Genomic DNA, 16984 nt, shown 5'->3' on the forward strand with positions numbered 1-16984 from the left:
CGGAAAGTACGGAAAGTCTAACACTGATACTGGCTCAGCTGAGGCGCAGATAGCTTTGTTTTCCCACCGTATTTCTCATCTGACTGAGCACATGAAGCTCAACAGAAAAGATTATAGTACAGAGAGATCTTTAACAATGTTAGTAGGTAAGCGTCGTCGTTTACTCGACTACCTGAAAGCTAAAGATATCGAAAGATATCGTGCTATCGTTAAAGAACTCGGTTTGCGTAAGTAATCTACTTGCAGCGAAAAGTTCAAGAAACCGTTTCTCGACAAAGAGAAACGGTTTTTTTGTGTTCATAGTATTGGATAGCCGATATATTTTAACGCTTATAATTGTGCTGGAATAAAGATTTTACTATTTTTGCAACATAATAATTATAATTTATAACTTTTGCAGACAAAAATACTTTCAATATGGATACAAGCAAAATTGTAGGAGAAAAAATTAAAGCTCTCCGAGAAGACAAAAACATTTCTATTGAGGAGCTTTCTCAACGCTCTGGTTTAGCTGTGGAACAAATAGAACGAATAGAAAAAAATATCGATATACCCTCTCTTGCACCGCTTATAAAAATTGCACGTGTATTGGGAGTTCGTTTGGGAACCTTCCTGGATGATCAGGATGAAGTTGGACCGGTGGTATGCCGTAAGAAAGAATCGAAAGATGCAATCAGTTTTTCGAATAATGCGATTCATTCTCGCAAGCATATGGAATATCACTCTTTGTCCAAGTCGAAGGCAGATCGCCATATGGAACCGTTTATTATTGATGTAATGCCTACGAAAGATAGTGATTTCGTACTTTCGTCGCATGAGGGTGAAGAATTTATTATGGTTATGGAAGGAGTGATGGAGATAAGTTACGGCAAGCATACTTATCTGTTGGAAGAAGGTGATAGCATCTATTATGACTCAATCGTACCTCATCATGTTCATGCATACGAAGGTCAGGCGGCAAAAATATTGGCTGTTGTTTATACACCGGTTTAATTAAGTATTAAATCTTAAAATTAATCCCATGCAATTATTTGAACGTACTTTGGGACAGTGGCTAGAACACTGGGCTGAAGAAACTCCTGATAAAGAATATATCGTATATTCCGATCGTAATCTCCGTTTTACATGGAACCAGTTGAATCGCCGTGTAGATGATATGGCAAAAGGTCTTATCGCTATTGGCGTGGAACGAGGCACTCATGTGGGGATTTGGGCGGCTAATGTTCCTGATTGGCTTACATTATTATATGCTTGTGCCAAAATTGGTGCAGTGTATGTGACTGTTAATACGAACTATAAGCAGGCTGAACTTGAATATCTTTGTAAGAACTCTGATATGCATACTCTTTGCATAGTTAATGGTGAGAAAGATAGTGACTTTGTGCAAATGACCTATGCAATGCTTCCTGAACTGAAAACTTGCGAACGTGGTCATCTGAAGAGTGAGCGTTTCCCTTATATGAAAAATGTGATTTATGTCGGTCAGGAAAAACATCGAGGGATGTATAATACCTCGGAGATTTTATTATTGGGAGATAATATAGCAAATGACCGGTTGAATGAACTGAAAAGCAAGGTTGATTGTCACGATGTGGTGAATATGCAGTATACATCTGGAACAACCGGCTTTCCGAAAGGTGTGATGCTTAGCCATTACAATATCTGTAACAATGGTTACCTCACAGGAGAGCACATGATGTTTACTGCTGATGATAAACTTTGTTGTTGCGTACCATTATTCCATTGTTTTGGGGTGGTATTGGCTACTATGAACTGTTTGACTCATGGTTGTACACAGGTAATGGTAGAACGTTTCGATCCGTTGGTGGTATTGGCTTCTATTCACAAAGAGCGTTGTACAGCTCTTTATGGTGTGCCCACTATGTTTATTGCTGAATTAAACCACCCCATGTTTGATTTGTTTGATATGTCTTGTTTGCGTACGGGCATTATGGCTGGTTCATTGTGTCCTGTTGAACTAATGAAGCAGGTGGAGGAAAAAATGTATATGAAAGTCACGAGCGTATATGGTCTGACAGAAGCAGCGCCGGGTATGACGGCTACGCGTATTGATGATCCGTTTGATGTACGTTGCAATACTGTAGGCCGTGATTTTGAGTTTACCGAAGTCAAAGTGATTGACCCTGTAACAGGTGAGGAATGTCCGGTAGGTATACAAGGTGAAATGTGTAACCGTGGATATAATACCATGAAAGGTTACTATAAAAATCCGGAAGCTACGGCAGAAGTGATTGATAAGAACAACTTCCTGCATTCGGGGGATTTGGGAATCAAAGACGAGAATGGTAATTATCGTATTACTGGACGTATCAAAGATATGATTATTCGTGGTGGTGAGAATATCTATCCTCGTGAAATTGAAGAATTTCTTTATAAGCTTGAAGGAGTAAAAGATGTTCAGGTTGCAGGTATTCCTTCTAAAAAATATGGTGAAGCGGTCGGTGCATTTATCATTTTACATAAAGGAGCTCAAATAAACGAATCGGATGTACGCGATTTTTGTAGAAATAAGATATCCCGTTATAAGATACCTAAATATATATTCTTTATAGATGAATTCCCAATGACTGGTAGTGGGAAAATTCAGAAGTTCAGATTAAAAGATCTTGGGTTGCAGTTATGTAAAGAACAAGAAATAGAAATCATTTAATTGGTGATATTTAGTAAATGCAGAAGAAAATAGGTTTAGGGATTTTCTTTGCTGAGATTCCTAAATAATTGGATAATAAGAAATGGATGATGAAAAAACTCAGTATTGTTACTATACTTGCGTTCTTCATTATCCATTTTTCATTTATTAGATATAATCATCACCCAGTTGCATCTGTGCGTCATTTACATATTTACGAATGGCCTGTTCTTCATCTTTAGGACAGATCAGTAATACATTATTTGATTCTGCAACAAGAAAACCCTCTAAACCGTCGATAACGACTAGTTTATTATTAGGGAGAACGACCATATTGTCTTTGCTGTTATAAATTAAGGAATTACATCTTAAAGCAACATTTCCTTCCCTGTCTTTTTCTGATAAATCGTAAAGCGACCCCCATGTTCCTAGATCAGACCAACCGAAATCTCCTAAAGATACATATACGTTATCAGCTTTCTCCATGATACCGAAGTCAATGGATACATTAGGACATGCAGGAAAATTTTCTTCAATAAATGCAGTTTCCTTGTCGGTTCCATAAATATATTTTCCGGGAGCAAGTTTCGATGCCAATTCCGGCAAAAGCAATTCTTCGGCTTTGATGATTGAATTCACATTCCACATAAATAGCCCCGAGTTCCAATAAAATTCTCCGCTTTCTACAAATACTTTGGCGAGTTCTAATTCAGGCTTCTCCGTGAAGGTTTTTACTTTGTAGAAGTTGTTACCAGCAGGTTCGTCAATTTGTATATATCCGTATCCTGTTTCCGGGCGGTTAGGTTTGATTCCTAATGTCAGGAGCTTTTCAGAACGTGATACAAAGTCTAATCCTTTTTCGATTGCAGAGAGGAATTCTTCTTCTTTCAGTATCAGATGATCTGAAGGAGCTACTACGATATTAGCGTTAGGATTTAAAGCACGAATATGATAAGAAGCCCATGCAATACATGGGGCTGTATTTCGTCTGGCTGGTTCCAAGAGGATTTGTCTTTCATTCAATTCCGGTAATTGTTCCTTCACCAAGTCAGCATATATAGTATTGGTGACGATCAAAATGTTTTCAGTTGGAATTACTTTATTGAAACGGTCGAAAGTTTGTTGAAGTAGTGAACGACCTGTTCCGAAGAAATCAAGAAATTGTTTAGGCAATGTTTTACGGCTAAAAGGCCAGAAGCGGCTACCGATGCCACCTCCCATAATAACACAATAATTATCTTTACTTGTCATGATTGTGACTCTTTTAAAAGTTTCTGCTAATGTACACTTTATTCTCTGAATACAGAAGTATTTCAGACATGTTTTATAAATTTTTGCTCCTTTTTTTAGTAAAACTATTGTGGATTTAAAATAATGTCGTATCTTTGCACCGCAATTGAGAAATCAAGTATGCGCCCAGATGGCGGAATCGGTAGACGCGCTGGTCTCAAACACCAGTGGATTCACTTCCATCCCGGTTCGACCCCGGGTCTGGGTACAAAAAGTAGCTGTTAATCATCTGATTTTCAGTTACTTTTCTTTTGTCGGGTAGCCAAAGGGTAGCCAAAAGCGACACAACCCATACTTTTAGGGCTTAAATCATGCTGTTTGTTGAGGCTTCCAGATATAGTTACCAGCAACCAACAAAAGAAAAGAGGCAAACCGCTTGGACTGCCTCTCTATTGATTAACATGAGCCGTTTTCTGCCATCTCAGCAAACAGGCTCATTTGCACACTTATCAATTTCATAATACTTGGGGAAACTATACTGGAGTAAATGATACCGTTGCTCTCTGTATAGCTGCCAAATACCCTTTGAATGATACTCTTATTCATTGTATCGGCTGTACATTCTATATCAAGGCTGTACACTGTTGCTGTTTGCCTTATTGTTGTTTTAATGCTTTCCATAATTAAAGTGCCTTATTTGCTCACCGTCAAAAGTGAAATGGTGTCCGTCTTGTAGTATAGCTCCTATTAAATCATTTGTTAGCCTCACTATCCTAAAGTAGGGGCTGTTTATATCATATTCCAATCCTTTTCTATTGGGTAACTCACAGGCTTTTTCTGCCAAATCTCTTAGTACCCAAAGCGTTTTGACGTGTTCAATGTATGTAGCCTCATCGGGAAAGATATGTTTTAGTGCCTCAATACTATCAGCGTTTAGATATGTAGTGCTTTCTTGTGTGCCGGGCATTTCTACCAAATCATTATCTTGAAATCCACACTTACCGGCTATTGGCTTCTGGTGTTGTGTCATATACTCGTTATCTACTACATCATCTACTACAAATATGGCTCTAATCTTATCCAAACTCAAATAGAGTTTCTTTAGTGGGTTATACATCCTTAATGTGAGGGATCGGGAAATGAAATCGGCAAATAGCAGTTGTTTTACATAACACTCACCCGTTTTCAATACAAGGCATACCGTTTTTCTTGTAGCCATCAGTATTTCAATCTCTGTAAGTGGTATCTCATGGACTAACAACTTATCACCGTCTTTTATTGGTCTTGGGTTATCTGGACTATCCAAACAATCACCAACCGCCCCAATCCAGCAATATTCATATCTGGGGTTTAGTGGTACTGTTGCAGATAGATAACCTGTTAGTTTGGCATTCTCAAAAGGGCTTTCTTTACCCGTGTCGTGGGCTGACGTGCTTACATGGCTACTGTTCTTCACCTTGTTTGCAAATTCATTGTTCTTTGGCATAACTGAATGAATTTGTAGTAATACAAAAAGGGTTGCTGCATCCTTTTCTCGCCAAAGAACAAATCACACAAACAACGTTTGAGCAATCCAGTAGGATAACAGCAACCCCATATCTTAATCTAAAGATACATAGATAGCTTGTAAACACAAAAAGTGCTCACAACATTGTTTATGATTTTATTCTTTGGCATTACAAAGGTACTTATTTTCTGGAAATCACCACATAAAACAGGTGCAAATCTACTGGAGTGGGTGAATTTCCTCTTTGAGGTATGCCGTTTGGTGTGTCCCGTGTTGTGCTCTCAATGGCTGTAAAGTCTTGATTCTCTTATTTGTATCTATGCCCTTAATTGTGCCCTTTGCTGTGCCCCAATAGTTGTAAATGGGTAACGCTGTGTTTGCTGTGTGTTTCTGGTTGAGGCTCTTTACTTAGCTGATAATCACTTTTCTTTCTTTTGTTTTCCCACCTCTGAAATAAGACGTTTTAAGGCAAAATAAAAGCTGAATAGTATATTTGTACTATCCAGCCTATGAATGTTGTAAGGGTGTCAGTTTCTGGTGCTGATAGCTATATTGGCTAACTTCTTGCCCTTACCGTTTTCTTACCGTGATTTAACAGATTTATATTTTACCCTTGCCCTAACCTTGCCATTATTGAGGGTTTATTAACAGTTACTCCCTCGCCCTAATCTCGCCCTTTGGGTAACCATTGGGTGAACTTACTTAAAATCTGGCGGTTCTTCACCTGTAAAACTGAAATCTGGTTCAATATCGGCAAACGTACCCCCTAAAGCCTTGATAGCTACCATACCTAAAAAGGCTTCTTTCACCATTCTTTTGTACACACTGTTGCTTTCTATGTGCTTTCTCCATTTCTCCAATAGTTCACCGTCAAGCCCTTGCAGCATCATTTCTTTAATTGAACCCTCATCGGTTGGCTTATAGCCCCAACCTTTGTACAAGCAATCCAGATAGTAGTTAAGTTCATCCCGTTTAATCTCTTTGTGTGGGTTGTAGCAATCTAACAGGCTTTTGAAACTTTCTATCTTTCCCATATCAAGCCATCCACATTTGAGGGCTTTAGCTATCTCTAACACGTCTTTACTATCTACTTTTACTTTCATCTTCTTCTTTCTTTTGTAGTTCCTGCAGGCGTTTTGCTACCCGGTCTATCGCTTCCTCTGGCAGACTTAACAAAAGCTCCTGCATCATTTCTTTTTCTTTTCTCAAAACATCATCTGGAGTAGTAGGGGCTTGCTTGGGTAAGCCCGTGAACGTCCTTATGTATTCAGACGGTTCTAACTTCTCCAGACTTTCTATAAACTTTTCCCTACCATCTTCCAGAATAGAGGCAACCCATGTTTTTAGATCGGTGGTTGCCTTATTGGGTGTACCTACTGATCTACCGCCTATTCTTCCTTTTCCATCTCCTTTTTGCCTTGCCATACTAAAACACACTACTTTAGTTTAACATTGCCCTATTTACTCCTACAAAGGTGAAATCACCGTTTGGGCTTGCTCTTATCCAATCTGGAACACCGCCAAAGAGTTCATTCATCTTTGCCTGCCCTACCGTCTGATTTACCATGTCTTTAACAGACGTATAACCGTTGGCTTTAGCAAAGTATTCATTTACCCTTATCTCTTTTATGTCGGTTTGCTTCCAACGTTTGAATGTAATAGGCATATTGTCATACTCCCATTGAAAGATATAATATTGATCTGATTCTTCAATGATTTTCATTTTCACCTCCTTTTCTGTTTTAGGCAAATGTTACCAGATTTTGGTAACAAACTACACCTTATTATAAGAACATCGCTATACATAAGCCCCTATGTTCTTTATTTCATCGTCTAACTCTTTTATCAGTTCATCGGAAACGGTTACACCTGCTTTGGTTGCCACCTCCTGTATTTTCTTCTTTAATCTGGAGTAGCATTTTCTATCGTCAAATACTTTAGCTTCTTTCAGTTCTTCCAGAAAGCACGCTATTTGTGTTTGGTCGCTTTGGGTTATCAATCTGGCTACAAACACATCAAAAGCATCTGAAACGGTCTTAATCTCATCCATAACATCGGTTTTTATTTGGTTATTCTTTGATATTGCAAAATAGCTTTCTTGGTATCGCTTCACCATCAGCCTGTAAAAGGGATTTTCTGATAGTGTGGCTGCTGTAACTTCTGGTACTCCTAACTGTTGAGGCAACCGCCCGTTAATTCTCATCTCATATTTCAGTAAGTTGGCATCTGTAAAACCATCGGGCAAAACCATGTCTTTAACGGCTGCATCTGCCTTTTTATCATAGAAAGCAAGTATCTTGGGTTGCTGTTTACCTTTGGGTTTATAATACAGTGTGCCTACATCAAAGTGATACCTCATTAGCTTAGGCATATCGCCCAACTTTGAAAGATAACTTTCTACCGGATGTGCCATTACAAACTGTGTCCCAAATTCCAAACCTGTAACTTTGGCATCATCCAAACCAATATGTAGGCTATCTGATAGTTTTTCTATCGCTTGGGCTGTGTTGTGCCTATCCAACGGGTAGATATTATTAGGGTAGAGGTATTTAGCCAAACTGCCTACTATTGATATGCCACCTGTGTAGATAGACACTTTCAAACCCTCCAGACTGCCAAAGGTGCAAACTTCACCTGTTTCATGGTCTACCTGGTCTTTTGCTCTATCCAGAAACTTGCTTACATCTGGGGTTGCTCTGGTTCTTGCCGTCCATAATTTCACCTTATCATACATTGTTACCAAAATTTGGGTACAAACTACATATTATTATAAGAGGTTTCCTATTTTGCTTGATCTCTCAAAGATTTAATAGCCTCATCAAAACCTCCCATCATAAGTTGTTTGCAATAGGAAGAAATTAAGACTTTTGCACCCTCCAATACAATCAGCTCTATAATAGTAGGTCTTATCTGTTCTGGGGCTGTATTGGCGTTCTTGTCTTGGTGGATTATGAAAAGGTAGCCATCATCTTTGTACTCATAGAACGGGTTAGACTTTTGTTTGCTACTGTATGCTTTAGCAGCTAAAGGATAACCATAAGCAAAACCACTCAATTTCCCATCTACAAAGTAATCTTTCAGCCCTGTAAAGTTTAGACTATCTTTTGCTTGTAATTTCATAGCAGGTGCATTATCTTTCTTGCTGCCACTGTCTTTGCTTACTTGTAGGTACATCGACACTTTACCATCTCTGCCTACTATGTTTTCCATCGGTGGGAAATAGCTTGCTTGTGCTGTAATCACATACTTAGGGGTTTTGCCGTTACCTGTACAATCTTCCATTCTGGCATAGTAGCGGATATTAGGAGTAATCATAAAGCACCTCCTTTCTGCATACAGTATGCCTGTGCTTTCTGGCTTATCTCGTTACTGGTAGATACCCGGTTGCTTTGTAACCATTGCTCTAACTCCATACGGTTGAAATAACACATTTTGCCCATAGGTTTAAAATGTGGAACTTTACCCATCATTGTGAGTTTATAGAGGTAACTCTTTGAAATACCCATGTATTGGGCTGCTTCATTGCTTGTTAGTACCTCTTTTGTACAAAAAATAGTGTTTGCCGTTACAAGGTCGGCTACCTGTTTTTGTTCCTCTTTATTCATGTCTTTTCATTTTGAGGTTTCAATAAAAAGACTGTGCACGGTCTTACTATCTCTCTGATAGCAAGGGCAAAATTAGAGGTAAAAGGAAACAAAAAATAGTGCCTCATAGTGTCACTATTGGTGTCACTACAAAGCACTACTTTTCATTATTAGGGCTACTTACTCACTCAAATATCTTATCTATTATTTCATATCCTTTTGGTTTTCCGCTTTTATTGCTTGCATATTGCCCCCTTGCTTTTCCTAATCGGCTTTCTCCAAAAAGAGTGTTTAAGTCGGTTTCTGGAAAATCATTGCCGTTATCTTTTCCTGTATTATCACGGCAAAACACTAATTCAAGGAAGTAGGCTAATGCAGCTTTGGTTTTTATAGCAGTTCCCATCGAGTAGCCTATATCAGTATTGGTTATAATACTTTCCTCAATTGCTTTAGGGAAATACTTTAGTGCTCTTTCCGTTCTTAGTGTCACTGGGAGAAAAGTTTCATTCTCTGATAATGAGGTATCAAGTGTTTGCTTTGGTTGGGGCTTCCCCGTTGTTTCCTCGTTGTTTGCTCTGTATCTTATTTGTTCCTGTATTGCTTGCCCCGCTTGTGTTGAAAGCAAGTAATTACATAGAGGTTTAAGCCATATTTTATCACCATCACCCCAAAGGAAATAACAAAATGACACTTCCTTTTTTAGTAATATATTCATTATCCATTGACCTAACATTTCAGCATCTTTATAGCCTTTTTCACCTTTTTCAAGTGATACATTTTCAAACCATGAAATCAGCCCCTGTAATATCAGTATCTGAAAAATCAGTCCATGCACAGGTATGGTGTCAAACCATTTAATCTTTTTTCTGATATGGTTTCTTACCTTGTTTGGCTTATCTGTATTCTCTTTTATGAATGTGCAAATCTCTTTTAAACTTACTAATAGTGCTTTTTTGAAAATAGGTTTATTGAGCACCCCACTAATAACACCATACTTTTGTAAGTCCCTGTAATAAACCTGTAGTCCATTGCATTGCACCCCATAAGCATCTATCATTAAGAAATCATCATCATTTTCATCCTCTTTTGGAATATCGCTATGACTGGAAAATATACCATCATCTTTGCAAAGCTCTTTCTCCCATACTTGATCTAATACGGGTATTAATTCTTTGGAGATAATAATAGATGGGGTTAGAAATATCCATTCATCTGGGGTTGGCTCTTGTTGAGGCTTGATAAATTTACCTTGTTGTAGTGAAATTTTAATCCCTAATCTCTGTATTTTTTTGCCCTCTATTATTATTTGATTATTTCTTTTGAAAGCCTTGCAAAAAGCCTCATCAGTACTATGCCCTGTTAATTCAAGGGCTTTATTTATATTGTCCTCATTTTCAGTATAGGGGTGTTGAAGTGTAAAATCTTCCTCCAGACTATCTAATACTTCAAATACTTTAGCAAACCCATCTCTTGGTAGTTGCTCCTGTTCATCACATAAAGCATCAAACTTGGCTTTAAGTTCTTTGAGTATATCTTCCTGTTTACTCATGAAAATTATAGTTTAAGTTCTGGTAAACTGTTTATAGCATCTTCTTTCAGTCTATCTACTGCACGGGTGTATTTCTCTGTGTGCTTTAATCCGCTATGCCCTAATAGACTGGCAACCGTTTTTATGTTAGCACCATTATTTAGGATATTCACAGCAAAGGAGTGCCGGGCACAATGCCAACTAATATGCTTATTTATTCCTGCTCGTTTAACCCAACGTTTCAAAGACTTTAAGCAGCTTTCATAAGTCGGCAAAGGAAATATAAGGGTACTCTTGTCACCGTCTGCTGGTGGCTCTCCTATCAGTGAAAGCAAACCATCATTCAGAGGAATAACTACACCGCTTGCTGCTGAATGCCCTTTTGTCTTGTTTTGCTCAAACTTTAGTAACTTATTGGAGTAGTCCACATTCTTGTAAGTAAGTTCCTTTACATCACAGAACCTTAACCCACAGTAAAGGGAAAGGATAAAAGCCCGTCTTACATTTGGGTTCTCATTATCATAGTGAGTATTTATTAGCGTTTGCGCTTCTTCCATTGAAAGCACATCTTTTCTTAGTATCTGATCGTCCACTCTAATAGAAACACCTATACACGGGTTCTTTATCATTGCATCGTGTTCAATGGCATAGTTTATAACTTTCTTGAAACGCTGGTAGATACTCTTTGCACCCTCGCCAATGCTCCTACCTTGTAGATACTCTGTGAAAGCTATCATCATATCCTTGTTTAGCTGTTCTGGCTTGATGGATATTACAAACTTGGTATATTCTGGTGTTTCTGAAAGAAAGTCTTTAAACCTTTGGAGTGCAATCTGCATCATCCTAATATCTGTTTTTGTGTAGCTATCAATGTAAGATTGAAAATAATCCAGAAAGTTAATAGATCGGTCTTTCTTCAATCTATACCCCTCTATACTTTCAAGGAGCTCTTGTCCTCTTTCAAATCTGATTTTCTTAGCAAGTTCAAGCATTTCTTTATTTTGCTGTCTTTCAAGCGGTGTTCTTGGTGCTTGCCAAAGATATAGCTTCAAAGTTTCTCTTTTCCTGTCTTTCTTAGCTACTTCTTTATCTTTAGCCTCATTATAAACCATCTTGTAGCCAAAGTAGTAATCAAGAAAGAGGCTTTCTCTACCATCAGATAGAATTTTAGCACCTAACTTAGGGTTGTCGGTATCATCTGTACTTATCATGTAAGTATTATCAGACCTTATTTCTTTCTTTGCAGCCATATCTTAAACTGTTTGTTTATTCCTTTGGTTTCCTATGATTGCAAATATAACTATTTATTTTGTTCTGGGTAGCCAAAGGGTAGCCAAAAGTAGTAGAACATAGTCTTTTTTATGAAAATAAGAGAATGTACCTACTTGGGCTACCCGTTGATATTCATTCACTTAGTTTCTTATTTTTGCTTTTAACATCTGGGTACAGTATTGGGTCTGGGTACAAATAAAAAGCTAAGTGTTGAATAATCAATCACTTAGCTTTTTTCTTTTGTTTAAATCCCCCCACTTTCCCCACATCTACAAAATCATTGTAAGAAAATAGGATCAACGTAAAACTCTGAGGGATTTTCATTTTATGCATATAATTTAGTAAGTCTGTATAAAAAGAACGCTTTATCTCTGACTCCCCTAAACTGTGCTCTGAAAGCTTTGATCTTTGCATTAAAAGATTCTGCCGCTGCATTTGTTGCCCTTCTTTCAAAGAAGTTGATATATTCAGATAATGTGTTTGTATAGAGTGTGCCACCCTTCCAAAGGTAAGGAATCCCGATTTATCTACTTCATCATACCATCTTGCAAGTCTTGTCAAAGCAATATCCTTAAACTTACACTGATGATAGATTAAGCCTAACCGCATAGCCAGATAATATCCTTTCTTTATATCGGGATATTCTGGGTCAGTTCGAAAACCGTGTGGGAATGTTAAATCTAAGCGACTATTTTGCACAATCTAAAAATAAAGAATGGAATATCCCTTACTCCTCTGAATTGTGTTCTAAAAGCTTTAATTTTTGCATTGAATGATTCTGCAAATGCATTTGTTTTCCTGTTAATAAAGTAGTTTAGTATTGTTTCATAATAATTCTGCATGGTATTGGTTACGGTTCTGAAACATCCGTATCCCAGTTTTTCGATTTTATTGTACCACAAGGCCAGCTTCCCACGTGCTACATCCTTGTCGTAGTACTTTTTATAGATCGTTGTCAACTCCATAGCTAGATCGTAGAGGGATTTCAATTCCGGATAGTATTCGAATATGATTTCGGCACGTATTCTTTGTGATTCTGTCCATTTAGTAAAATGCTTGACAAGTATATGTTTGGCTCTTGCCAGCAGCTGCTTACGGGTATCACCATTAGTATGACGAAACGGAACATACTCTATATTTTGCTCTCTGCACCGCTGGATTTCATCGTTCTCAAGGTCTCGTGCCATCCAGCGATAAGATATCCGGAGTTCATCGATTGCCTCATAGAAAAACTTCTGTACATGAAACCGGTCATTTGTCATAGTGGCATTGGGAAAAACTGATTAGACAATCCTCATCATGGTCGGTGAGAGATCTTAAAATCTAACCGCAAAGATAGCACACTTTTACTTATCTACATAAACCACCCACACGGTTTTCGGATTGATCCGGTTCAAGGCTTCACAGAAGAAAGGTTTCAGCTTTATGTTTTAATAACAAAGAGGTTGAGATATAAGTAAACTTAAATATCACTATGCTTATGATGAGAATGTCGGTATTATAGACATTCCTAACGTACTTTCCGAATATAGATGTAATCATTGGCTTCATTGTATTTCATGTGGGGCGGAGATGATTGCCAAACTTGAAGATAAGAATACATATCATTTTGCACATAAAAGTGGAGATGATTCTTGTTGTAGTGAAACATATCTGCATAGGTTAGGTAAGTTGTTGTTAAGGAAGAAGATTGATGAATTTTCTACTTTTAAAATAAAGTATTTGCATGATATAAGATGTAAGCAACAATCTTCTTGTATTTTTTGTGCAACACAGAGTGTAATGCAAGCTTATGAGGTATTTGACTTAAAAAAGTACTATAATATTTGTGCGAAAGAACAGAAAGTATTTGATTATAGAGCTGATTTGTTATTGTCTGATAGTACAGGCAAATATGAAAGATTGTGTATTGAGAAAAATAATGAGAATATCACAAAACAGTTTTAAAATATTTCTGAATAGATAAATAATGCAAAAATGACACTTTTTTCTATAGTATGCAATTAACTTTTGGCTATTAATAAGGTCATATATACATTATTCATTTAACATGATATTTAGAATATGAAAAAGCAAATTTTAAGTTTGGTTGTTGCCTTATTAATTGGCACAACAGTTTGTATTGCACAGAATCGTCAGCAAGGAAAAGTTGATAGAGAAAAGCGCATAGAGAAAATGATCACAGATCTGGGGCTGAATGAAAAACAGGCTAAAGATTTTAAAGCAGCTTTGCAAGAAATGCGACCTACCAAACAGAAACAGGGTGAACAAGCTGAGAGGCCATCACGCGAAGAGATGCAGAAGAAGAGAAATGAATTAGAAACTAAGATGAAAAATATATTAACAGAAGAGCAGTATAAGAAATATCAGGATATGCGTAAAAAGGAAAATGAGAATAGAAAAAAGAGAGCTAAATAACTTTGTTTATTCTATAAAACTTTTTATTTAGTAATAATAGTGTGAAATGAAAATGTATTTATCATTTCACGAAGAGAATGAAAGTATGTTGTTGAAGAAATGATATACTTTCTTCTTTTTATACAGGTTTTTACACCAAATACCTGAACGTGAATAGTGCTGCTAAAACGTACATAGCAACTGTTAGAAACTGTTTCGGAATGATGTTTTTCTGATGCAGTATGGCTTGGCATACTTCTCTACGTATCCAGTCATCTGGGTCATTTTAACGGTCCAATGTATTCTACGGAAGAACGATGATGAGATCTTTGCAATGCTCTATGACCTTTAATAACTGTTCGTTGAACTTTTCGGATCGTAGTGTCTCTGCATTAAAAAATACGGAATAGCCTGGGCTGCGCAGTTTCTCAGTAATGAGATTGACAGATTCGAAAGAGGCACGGAGATAGCTTATAAAGATGTCGTATTTCATAATACTCGCGTTTGTATTTATTTGCTAACCTATACATCTTTAGGATGATAAAAAGAAAAATGCTTGTTGTAAATTTGGTGCACTTCTTTTACTAAAGTACACTAACGAATAGTAATATCTTGTGAATATCGTGAAAACAAAATAACCGGGAATTTAAATCGGAGTTTCATCACTTGGAATCTTTTATACAATTAAATCATGGAAACACTGCCACTGAATGAAATAAGGAGATGATAAAAAGAATGTATCGTTAATATTTCCTTAGTAACCCCCTTTAATGTTTAAATAAAAGCAAATGCTTCCTTTTATTCTTAAATAGTCTGTTACAAAAGAACAACTAATCTAAAGTTTTACTATATTTATTGCAGCTAGAGAGCACTTTAAGTAATGCCTTAAGAAGAAATGAGATAAGTAGTATTATACTATATATTTTCTATTATTAATTACTTAAACAATTTTTTTATGGAAGCCAAGAAATCAAAAAAGGCTGCAATTGAGAACCAACGCGGTTCTTGGTTGATGATGGGTTTGATTGTTGCGCTTGCTTTCATGTTCGTTTCGTTCGAATGGACACAACATGATGTAAGAGTTGCGCTAATATCGTCAGCAGACGATCCCATCTTTGTAACGGAGCTTGTTCCAATCACATTTCCTGATGAAAAGAAACTGGAACCGCCCCCTCCCGCAGTAAAAAGTGTAACGGATCTGTTCACAATAGTGGATGACGATATAGATGTGGACGAAGATGTTTCTATTGTGGCGGACGATATGACCTATAATAAACCTGTAGAAGGTGTTTTCGTGCCACCAGTTGGAATTGTGGAGACAGTAGTGGAGGATGAGATTTATGTGGCAGCAGAGAATATGCCGGAATTTCCCGGTGGTACTGACCAATTAATGAAGTATCTTGCTTCTCATATCAAGTATCCGACGATTTCTCAGGAAATGGGCACAGATGGAAGAGTCATTGTTCAGTTTGTCGTAGACAAAAACGGATCGATAACAAGCCCTGAAGTGGTGCGAAGTGTGGATCCTTATCTGGATAAAGAAGCTCTCCGTGTGATTAGTACAATGCCCAAGTGGAAGCCGGGTGAACAAAACGGCAAGAAAGTAAGAGTAAAATTTACTGTACCTGTAACATTCAAATTGCAGTAATTACTTGGAATAAATGAGCTAAAGGGTCAGTTCTCGTGAAGAGAATTGACCCTTTTCAATTGGTTATCAGAGTCAAATTTAATTATTAAACATATCTTCCGTAATTATTACTTTAGAGATTAGTTGAGACATTTTATTTAATCGAAGCTTGGGATATCGATCGTTTCGCTCTCTTCCTGCCAATTGTCTATCGTAAAATTTCCGGCATCTTCCTCCGAGAAGATTTCAGATAAGGTCAATGTTAAGGTAAGACGGGTATTAGCCTTTAAAGGAGAACTCAAAGGTTGCTTAAATATTTTTACTGTTCCATTTTTTAGAGTGACAATAAGTTGAAATAGCGGACTTATTGAAGACGGGAACAGCATGACCGTAGCGTTACTCATTTGTGTACCATCTATTGAAAGTACAAGGGGGAAAGCTACAGTCTTGGTTTGGTTGGTAACTGCGGCTGTGTATAGGTTTATTTTTTCTGCAATGCCTCCTATATGCACTTTCATGCTAGCTATACTTGAACTTAGAATACCGTTATTTTTGTTTTTTACAATAACTTTCAAACCTGCAACTTGCCGTTTCATGGCAGCATTTAACTCTTCTGTACCAATATTGGCAGGCTTCACAGCATACACTAGGTCAAAGACCGGGTAGTAAGTAGTATCTGGAAAATTCTGGCGGAGTCCAAGGTATTGTTGTGACAAATCTCCACCTACGGTGAGCTGAGGGTCACTTACCGTCGAATTGCTGTAGATAGGCTCTTCATATTTTGGTGTTCCCCAATAAATCATGTTATAAGTTCCTATCGGCAAGGAGAGCGCACGTTTGGGGGCTTCGAAAGTACTTCCGTCTTTTAGATAATAAAAGCCTGGAAATGGAGTAAGCACATCATTGATATAATTTCCGTAATAGAAGGAAGTTCCGGCTTGACAAGGATATACTTCCAAAACACCTGTCATCGGACTCTGCGAGTTGTCAGGTGAATTGACCGTAGCATTTATATCGGGACTGATAAGCCCACTGTTATTTCCTCCGCTATTGCCTACGTTACCGCAATCATCTTCGGGTAACATGGGATTATCACTTGAACAGCCAGCGAAGATAGCAGCTGTTAATATTGCCATAAAAATAATATTCTTCATAATTAAAGCTGTTTAGGTTTCGTTTTTCTCCTAAT

Annotated in this window: 19 protein-coding genes, 1 tRNA gene and 2 pseudogenes; 7 read left to right on the forward strand and 15 right to left on the reverse strand. The window is 37.5% G+C overall.

The window, feature by feature from the left end:
- The 3 genes from rpsO to PHO71_RS20320 form a co-directional block, all read left to right on the forward strand.
- On the forward strand, nucleotides 1–235 hold a 235-nt coding region (rpsO, locus tag PHO71_RS20310), incomplete at its 5' end, for a 30S ribosomal protein S15 (protein ID WP_300206864.1).
- A 182-nt stretch (nucleotides 236–417) separates the two neighbouring features.
- Nucleotides 418–993 (forward strand): helix-turn-helix domain-containing protein, encoded by a 576-nt coding sequence (locus PHO71_RS20315; RefSeq protein WP_300206866.1) that lies wholly within the window; start codon nucleotides 418–420, stop codon nucleotides 991–993.
- 28 nt (nucleotides 994–1021) lie between these two features.
- Nucleotides 1022–2671 carry an AMP-binding protein gene (locus PHO71_RS20320; RefSeq protein WP_300206868.1) on the forward strand — a complete coding sequence of 550 codons (1650 nt, stop codon included), beginning with the start codon at nucleotides 1022–1024 and terminating at the stop codon, nucleotides 2669–2671.
- Nucleotides 2672–2818: 147 nt separating this feature from the next.
- Here the strand turns inward: PHO71_RS20320 and PHO71_RS20325 are convergent, their stop codons facing one another.
- Nucleotides 2819–3901, reverse strand: a complete 1083-nt coding sequence (locus PHO71_RS20325) for a mannose-1-phosphate guanylyltransferase (protein ID WP_300206870.1) — start codon at nucleotides 3899–3901, stop codon at nucleotides 2819–2821.
- Nucleotides 3902–4064: 163 nt separating this feature from the next.
- On the opposite strand from PHO71_RS20325, the gene PHO71_RS20330 reads away from it, so the two are divergent.
- Nucleotides 4065–4148 (forward strand) — tRNA-Leu (locus tag PHO71_RS20330).
- Nucleotides 4149–4336: 188 nt separating this feature from the next.
- On the opposite strand, the gene PHO71_RS20335 is transcribed toward PHO71_RS20330, so the two are convergent.
- From PHO71_RS20335 to PHO71_RS20390, 12 genes and pseudogenes are all read right to left on the reverse strand, one after another.
- A complete protein-coding gene (locus tag PHO71_RS20335) occupies nucleotides 4337–4561 on the reverse strand; it encodes a hypothetical protein (protein WP_300206872.1) in 225 nt (74 codons plus the stop codon).
- Nucleotides 4548–5366, reverse strand: a complete 819-nt coding sequence (locus PHO71_RS20340) for a hypothetical protein (protein ID WP_300206875.1) — start codon at nucleotides 5364–5366, stop codon at nucleotides 4548–4550. The genes PHO71_RS20335 and PHO71_RS20340 overlap by 14 nt, the downstream gene beginning before the upstream one ends.
- A gap of 719 nt (nucleotides 5367–6085) precedes the next feature.
- A complete protein-coding gene (locus tag PHO71_RS20345) occupies nucleotides 6086–6490 on the reverse strand; it encodes a hypothetical protein (RefSeq protein WP_300206877.1) in 405 nt (134 codons plus the stop codon).
- The gene (locus PHO71_RS20350; RefSeq protein WP_300206879.1) at nucleotides 6471–6812 is read right to left on the reverse strand and encodes a hypothetical protein; all 342 of its coding nucleotides are present in this window, start codon (nucleotides 6810–6812) and stop codon (nucleotides 6471–6473) included. The genes PHO71_RS20345 and PHO71_RS20350 overlap by 20 nt, the downstream gene beginning before the upstream one ends.
- A 16-nt stretch (nucleotides 6813–6828) precedes the next feature.
- Complete coding sequence (locus tag PHO71_RS20355; RefSeq protein WP_300206881.1) at nucleotides 6829–7110, reverse strand: hypothetical protein; 282 nt, start codon at nucleotides 7108–7110, stop codon at nucleotides 6829–6831.
- Nucleotides 7111–7185: 75 nt separating this feature from the next.
- Nucleotides 7186–8109, reverse strand: a complete 924-nt coding sequence (locus tag PHO71_RS20360; protein WP_300206883.1) for a hypothetical protein — start codon at nucleotides 8107–8109, stop codon at nucleotides 7186–7188.
- 59 nt (nucleotides 8110–8168) lie between these two features.
- Nucleotides 8169–8702 (reverse strand): hypothetical protein, encoded by a 534-nt coding sequence (locus PHO71_RS20365; protein WP_300206885.1) that lies wholly within the window; start codon nucleotides 8700–8702, stop codon nucleotides 8169–8171.
- Nucleotides 8699–8992 carry a helix-turn-helix domain-containing protein gene (locus tag PHO71_RS20370; protein ID WP_122201757.1) on the reverse strand — a complete coding sequence of 98 codons (294 nt, stop codon included), beginning with the start codon at nucleotides 8990–8992 and terminating at the stop codon, nucleotides 8699–8701. The genes PHO71_RS20365 and PHO71_RS20370 overlap by 4 nt, the downstream gene beginning before the upstream one ends.
- A gap of 163 nt (nucleotides 8993–9155) precedes the next feature.
- Entirely contained in the window at nucleotides 9156–10520 is a 1365-nt protein-coding gene (locus PHO71_RS20375; protein ID WP_300206888.1) for a hypothetical protein, read from the reverse strand.
- Between the two features lie 5 nt (nucleotides 10521–10525).
- Nucleotides 10526–11749 (reverse strand): site-specific integrase, encoded by a 1224-nt coding sequence (locus PHO71_RS20380; RefSeq protein WP_300206890.1) that lies wholly within the window; start codon nucleotides 11747–11749, stop codon nucleotides 10526–10528.
- Between the two features lie 347 nt (nucleotides 11750–12096).
- Nucleotides 12097–12416: pseudogene (locus PHO71_RS20385) on the reverse strand (transposase); the annotation flags it as partial.
- Nucleotides 12417–12451: 35 nt separating this feature from the next.
- Nucleotides 12452–13039 (reverse strand): annotated as a pseudogene (locus PHO71_RS20390) (transposase); the annotation flags it as partial.
- 304 nt (nucleotides 13040–13343) lie between these two features.
- Between PHO71_RS20390 and PHO71_RS20395 the strand changes: the two are divergent.
- Together PHO71_RS20395 and PHO71_RS20400 are read left to right on the forward strand one after the other, a co-directional pair.
- On the forward strand, nucleotides 13344–13718 hold the full coding sequence (locus tag PHO71_RS20395; protein WP_300206893.1) for a hypothetical protein: 375 nt from the start codon (nucleotides 13344–13346) through the stop codon (nucleotides 13716–13718).
- Nucleotides 13719–13835: 117 nt separating this feature from the next.
- On the forward strand, nucleotides 13836–14189 hold the full coding sequence (locus PHO71_RS20400) for a hypothetical protein (RefSeq protein ID WP_300206895.1): 354 nt from the start codon (nucleotides 13836–13838) through the stop codon (nucleotides 14187–14189).
- 283 nt (nucleotides 14190–14472) lie between these two features.
- On the opposite strand, the gene PHO71_RS20405 is transcribed toward PHO71_RS20400, so the two are convergent.
- Complete coding sequence (locus PHO71_RS20405) at nucleotides 14473–14661, reverse strand: toll/interleukin-1 receptor domain-containing protein (protein ID WP_300206897.1); 189 nt, start codon at nucleotides 14659–14661, stop codon at nucleotides 14473–14475.
- A gap of 462 nt (nucleotides 14662–15123) precedes the next feature.
- Between PHO71_RS20405 and PHO71_RS20410 the strand changes: the two genes are divergently transcribed.
- Complete coding sequence (locus tag PHO71_RS20410) at nucleotides 15124–15816, forward strand: energy transducer TonB (RefSeq protein WP_300206900.1); 693 nt, start codon at nucleotides 15124–15126, stop codon at nucleotides 15814–15816.
- A gap of 137 nt (nucleotides 15817–15953) precedes the next feature.
- Here PHO71_RS20410 and PHO71_RS20415 read toward each other — a convergent pair whose 3' ends face one another.
- The gene (locus tag PHO71_RS20415; RefSeq protein ID WP_300206902.1) at nucleotides 15954–16949 is read right to left on the reverse strand and encodes a FimB/Mfa2 family fimbrial subunit; all 996 of its coding nucleotides are present in this window, start codon (nucleotides 16947–16949) and stop codon (nucleotides 15954–15956) included.
- Between the last annotated feature and the right edge of the window lie 35 nt (nucleotides 16950–16984).

The organism is Bacteroides sp. (genome assembly GCF_028690125.1).
Classification (GTDB): Bacteria; Bacteroidota; Bacteroidia; order Bacteroidales; family Bacteroidaceae; genus Bacteroides.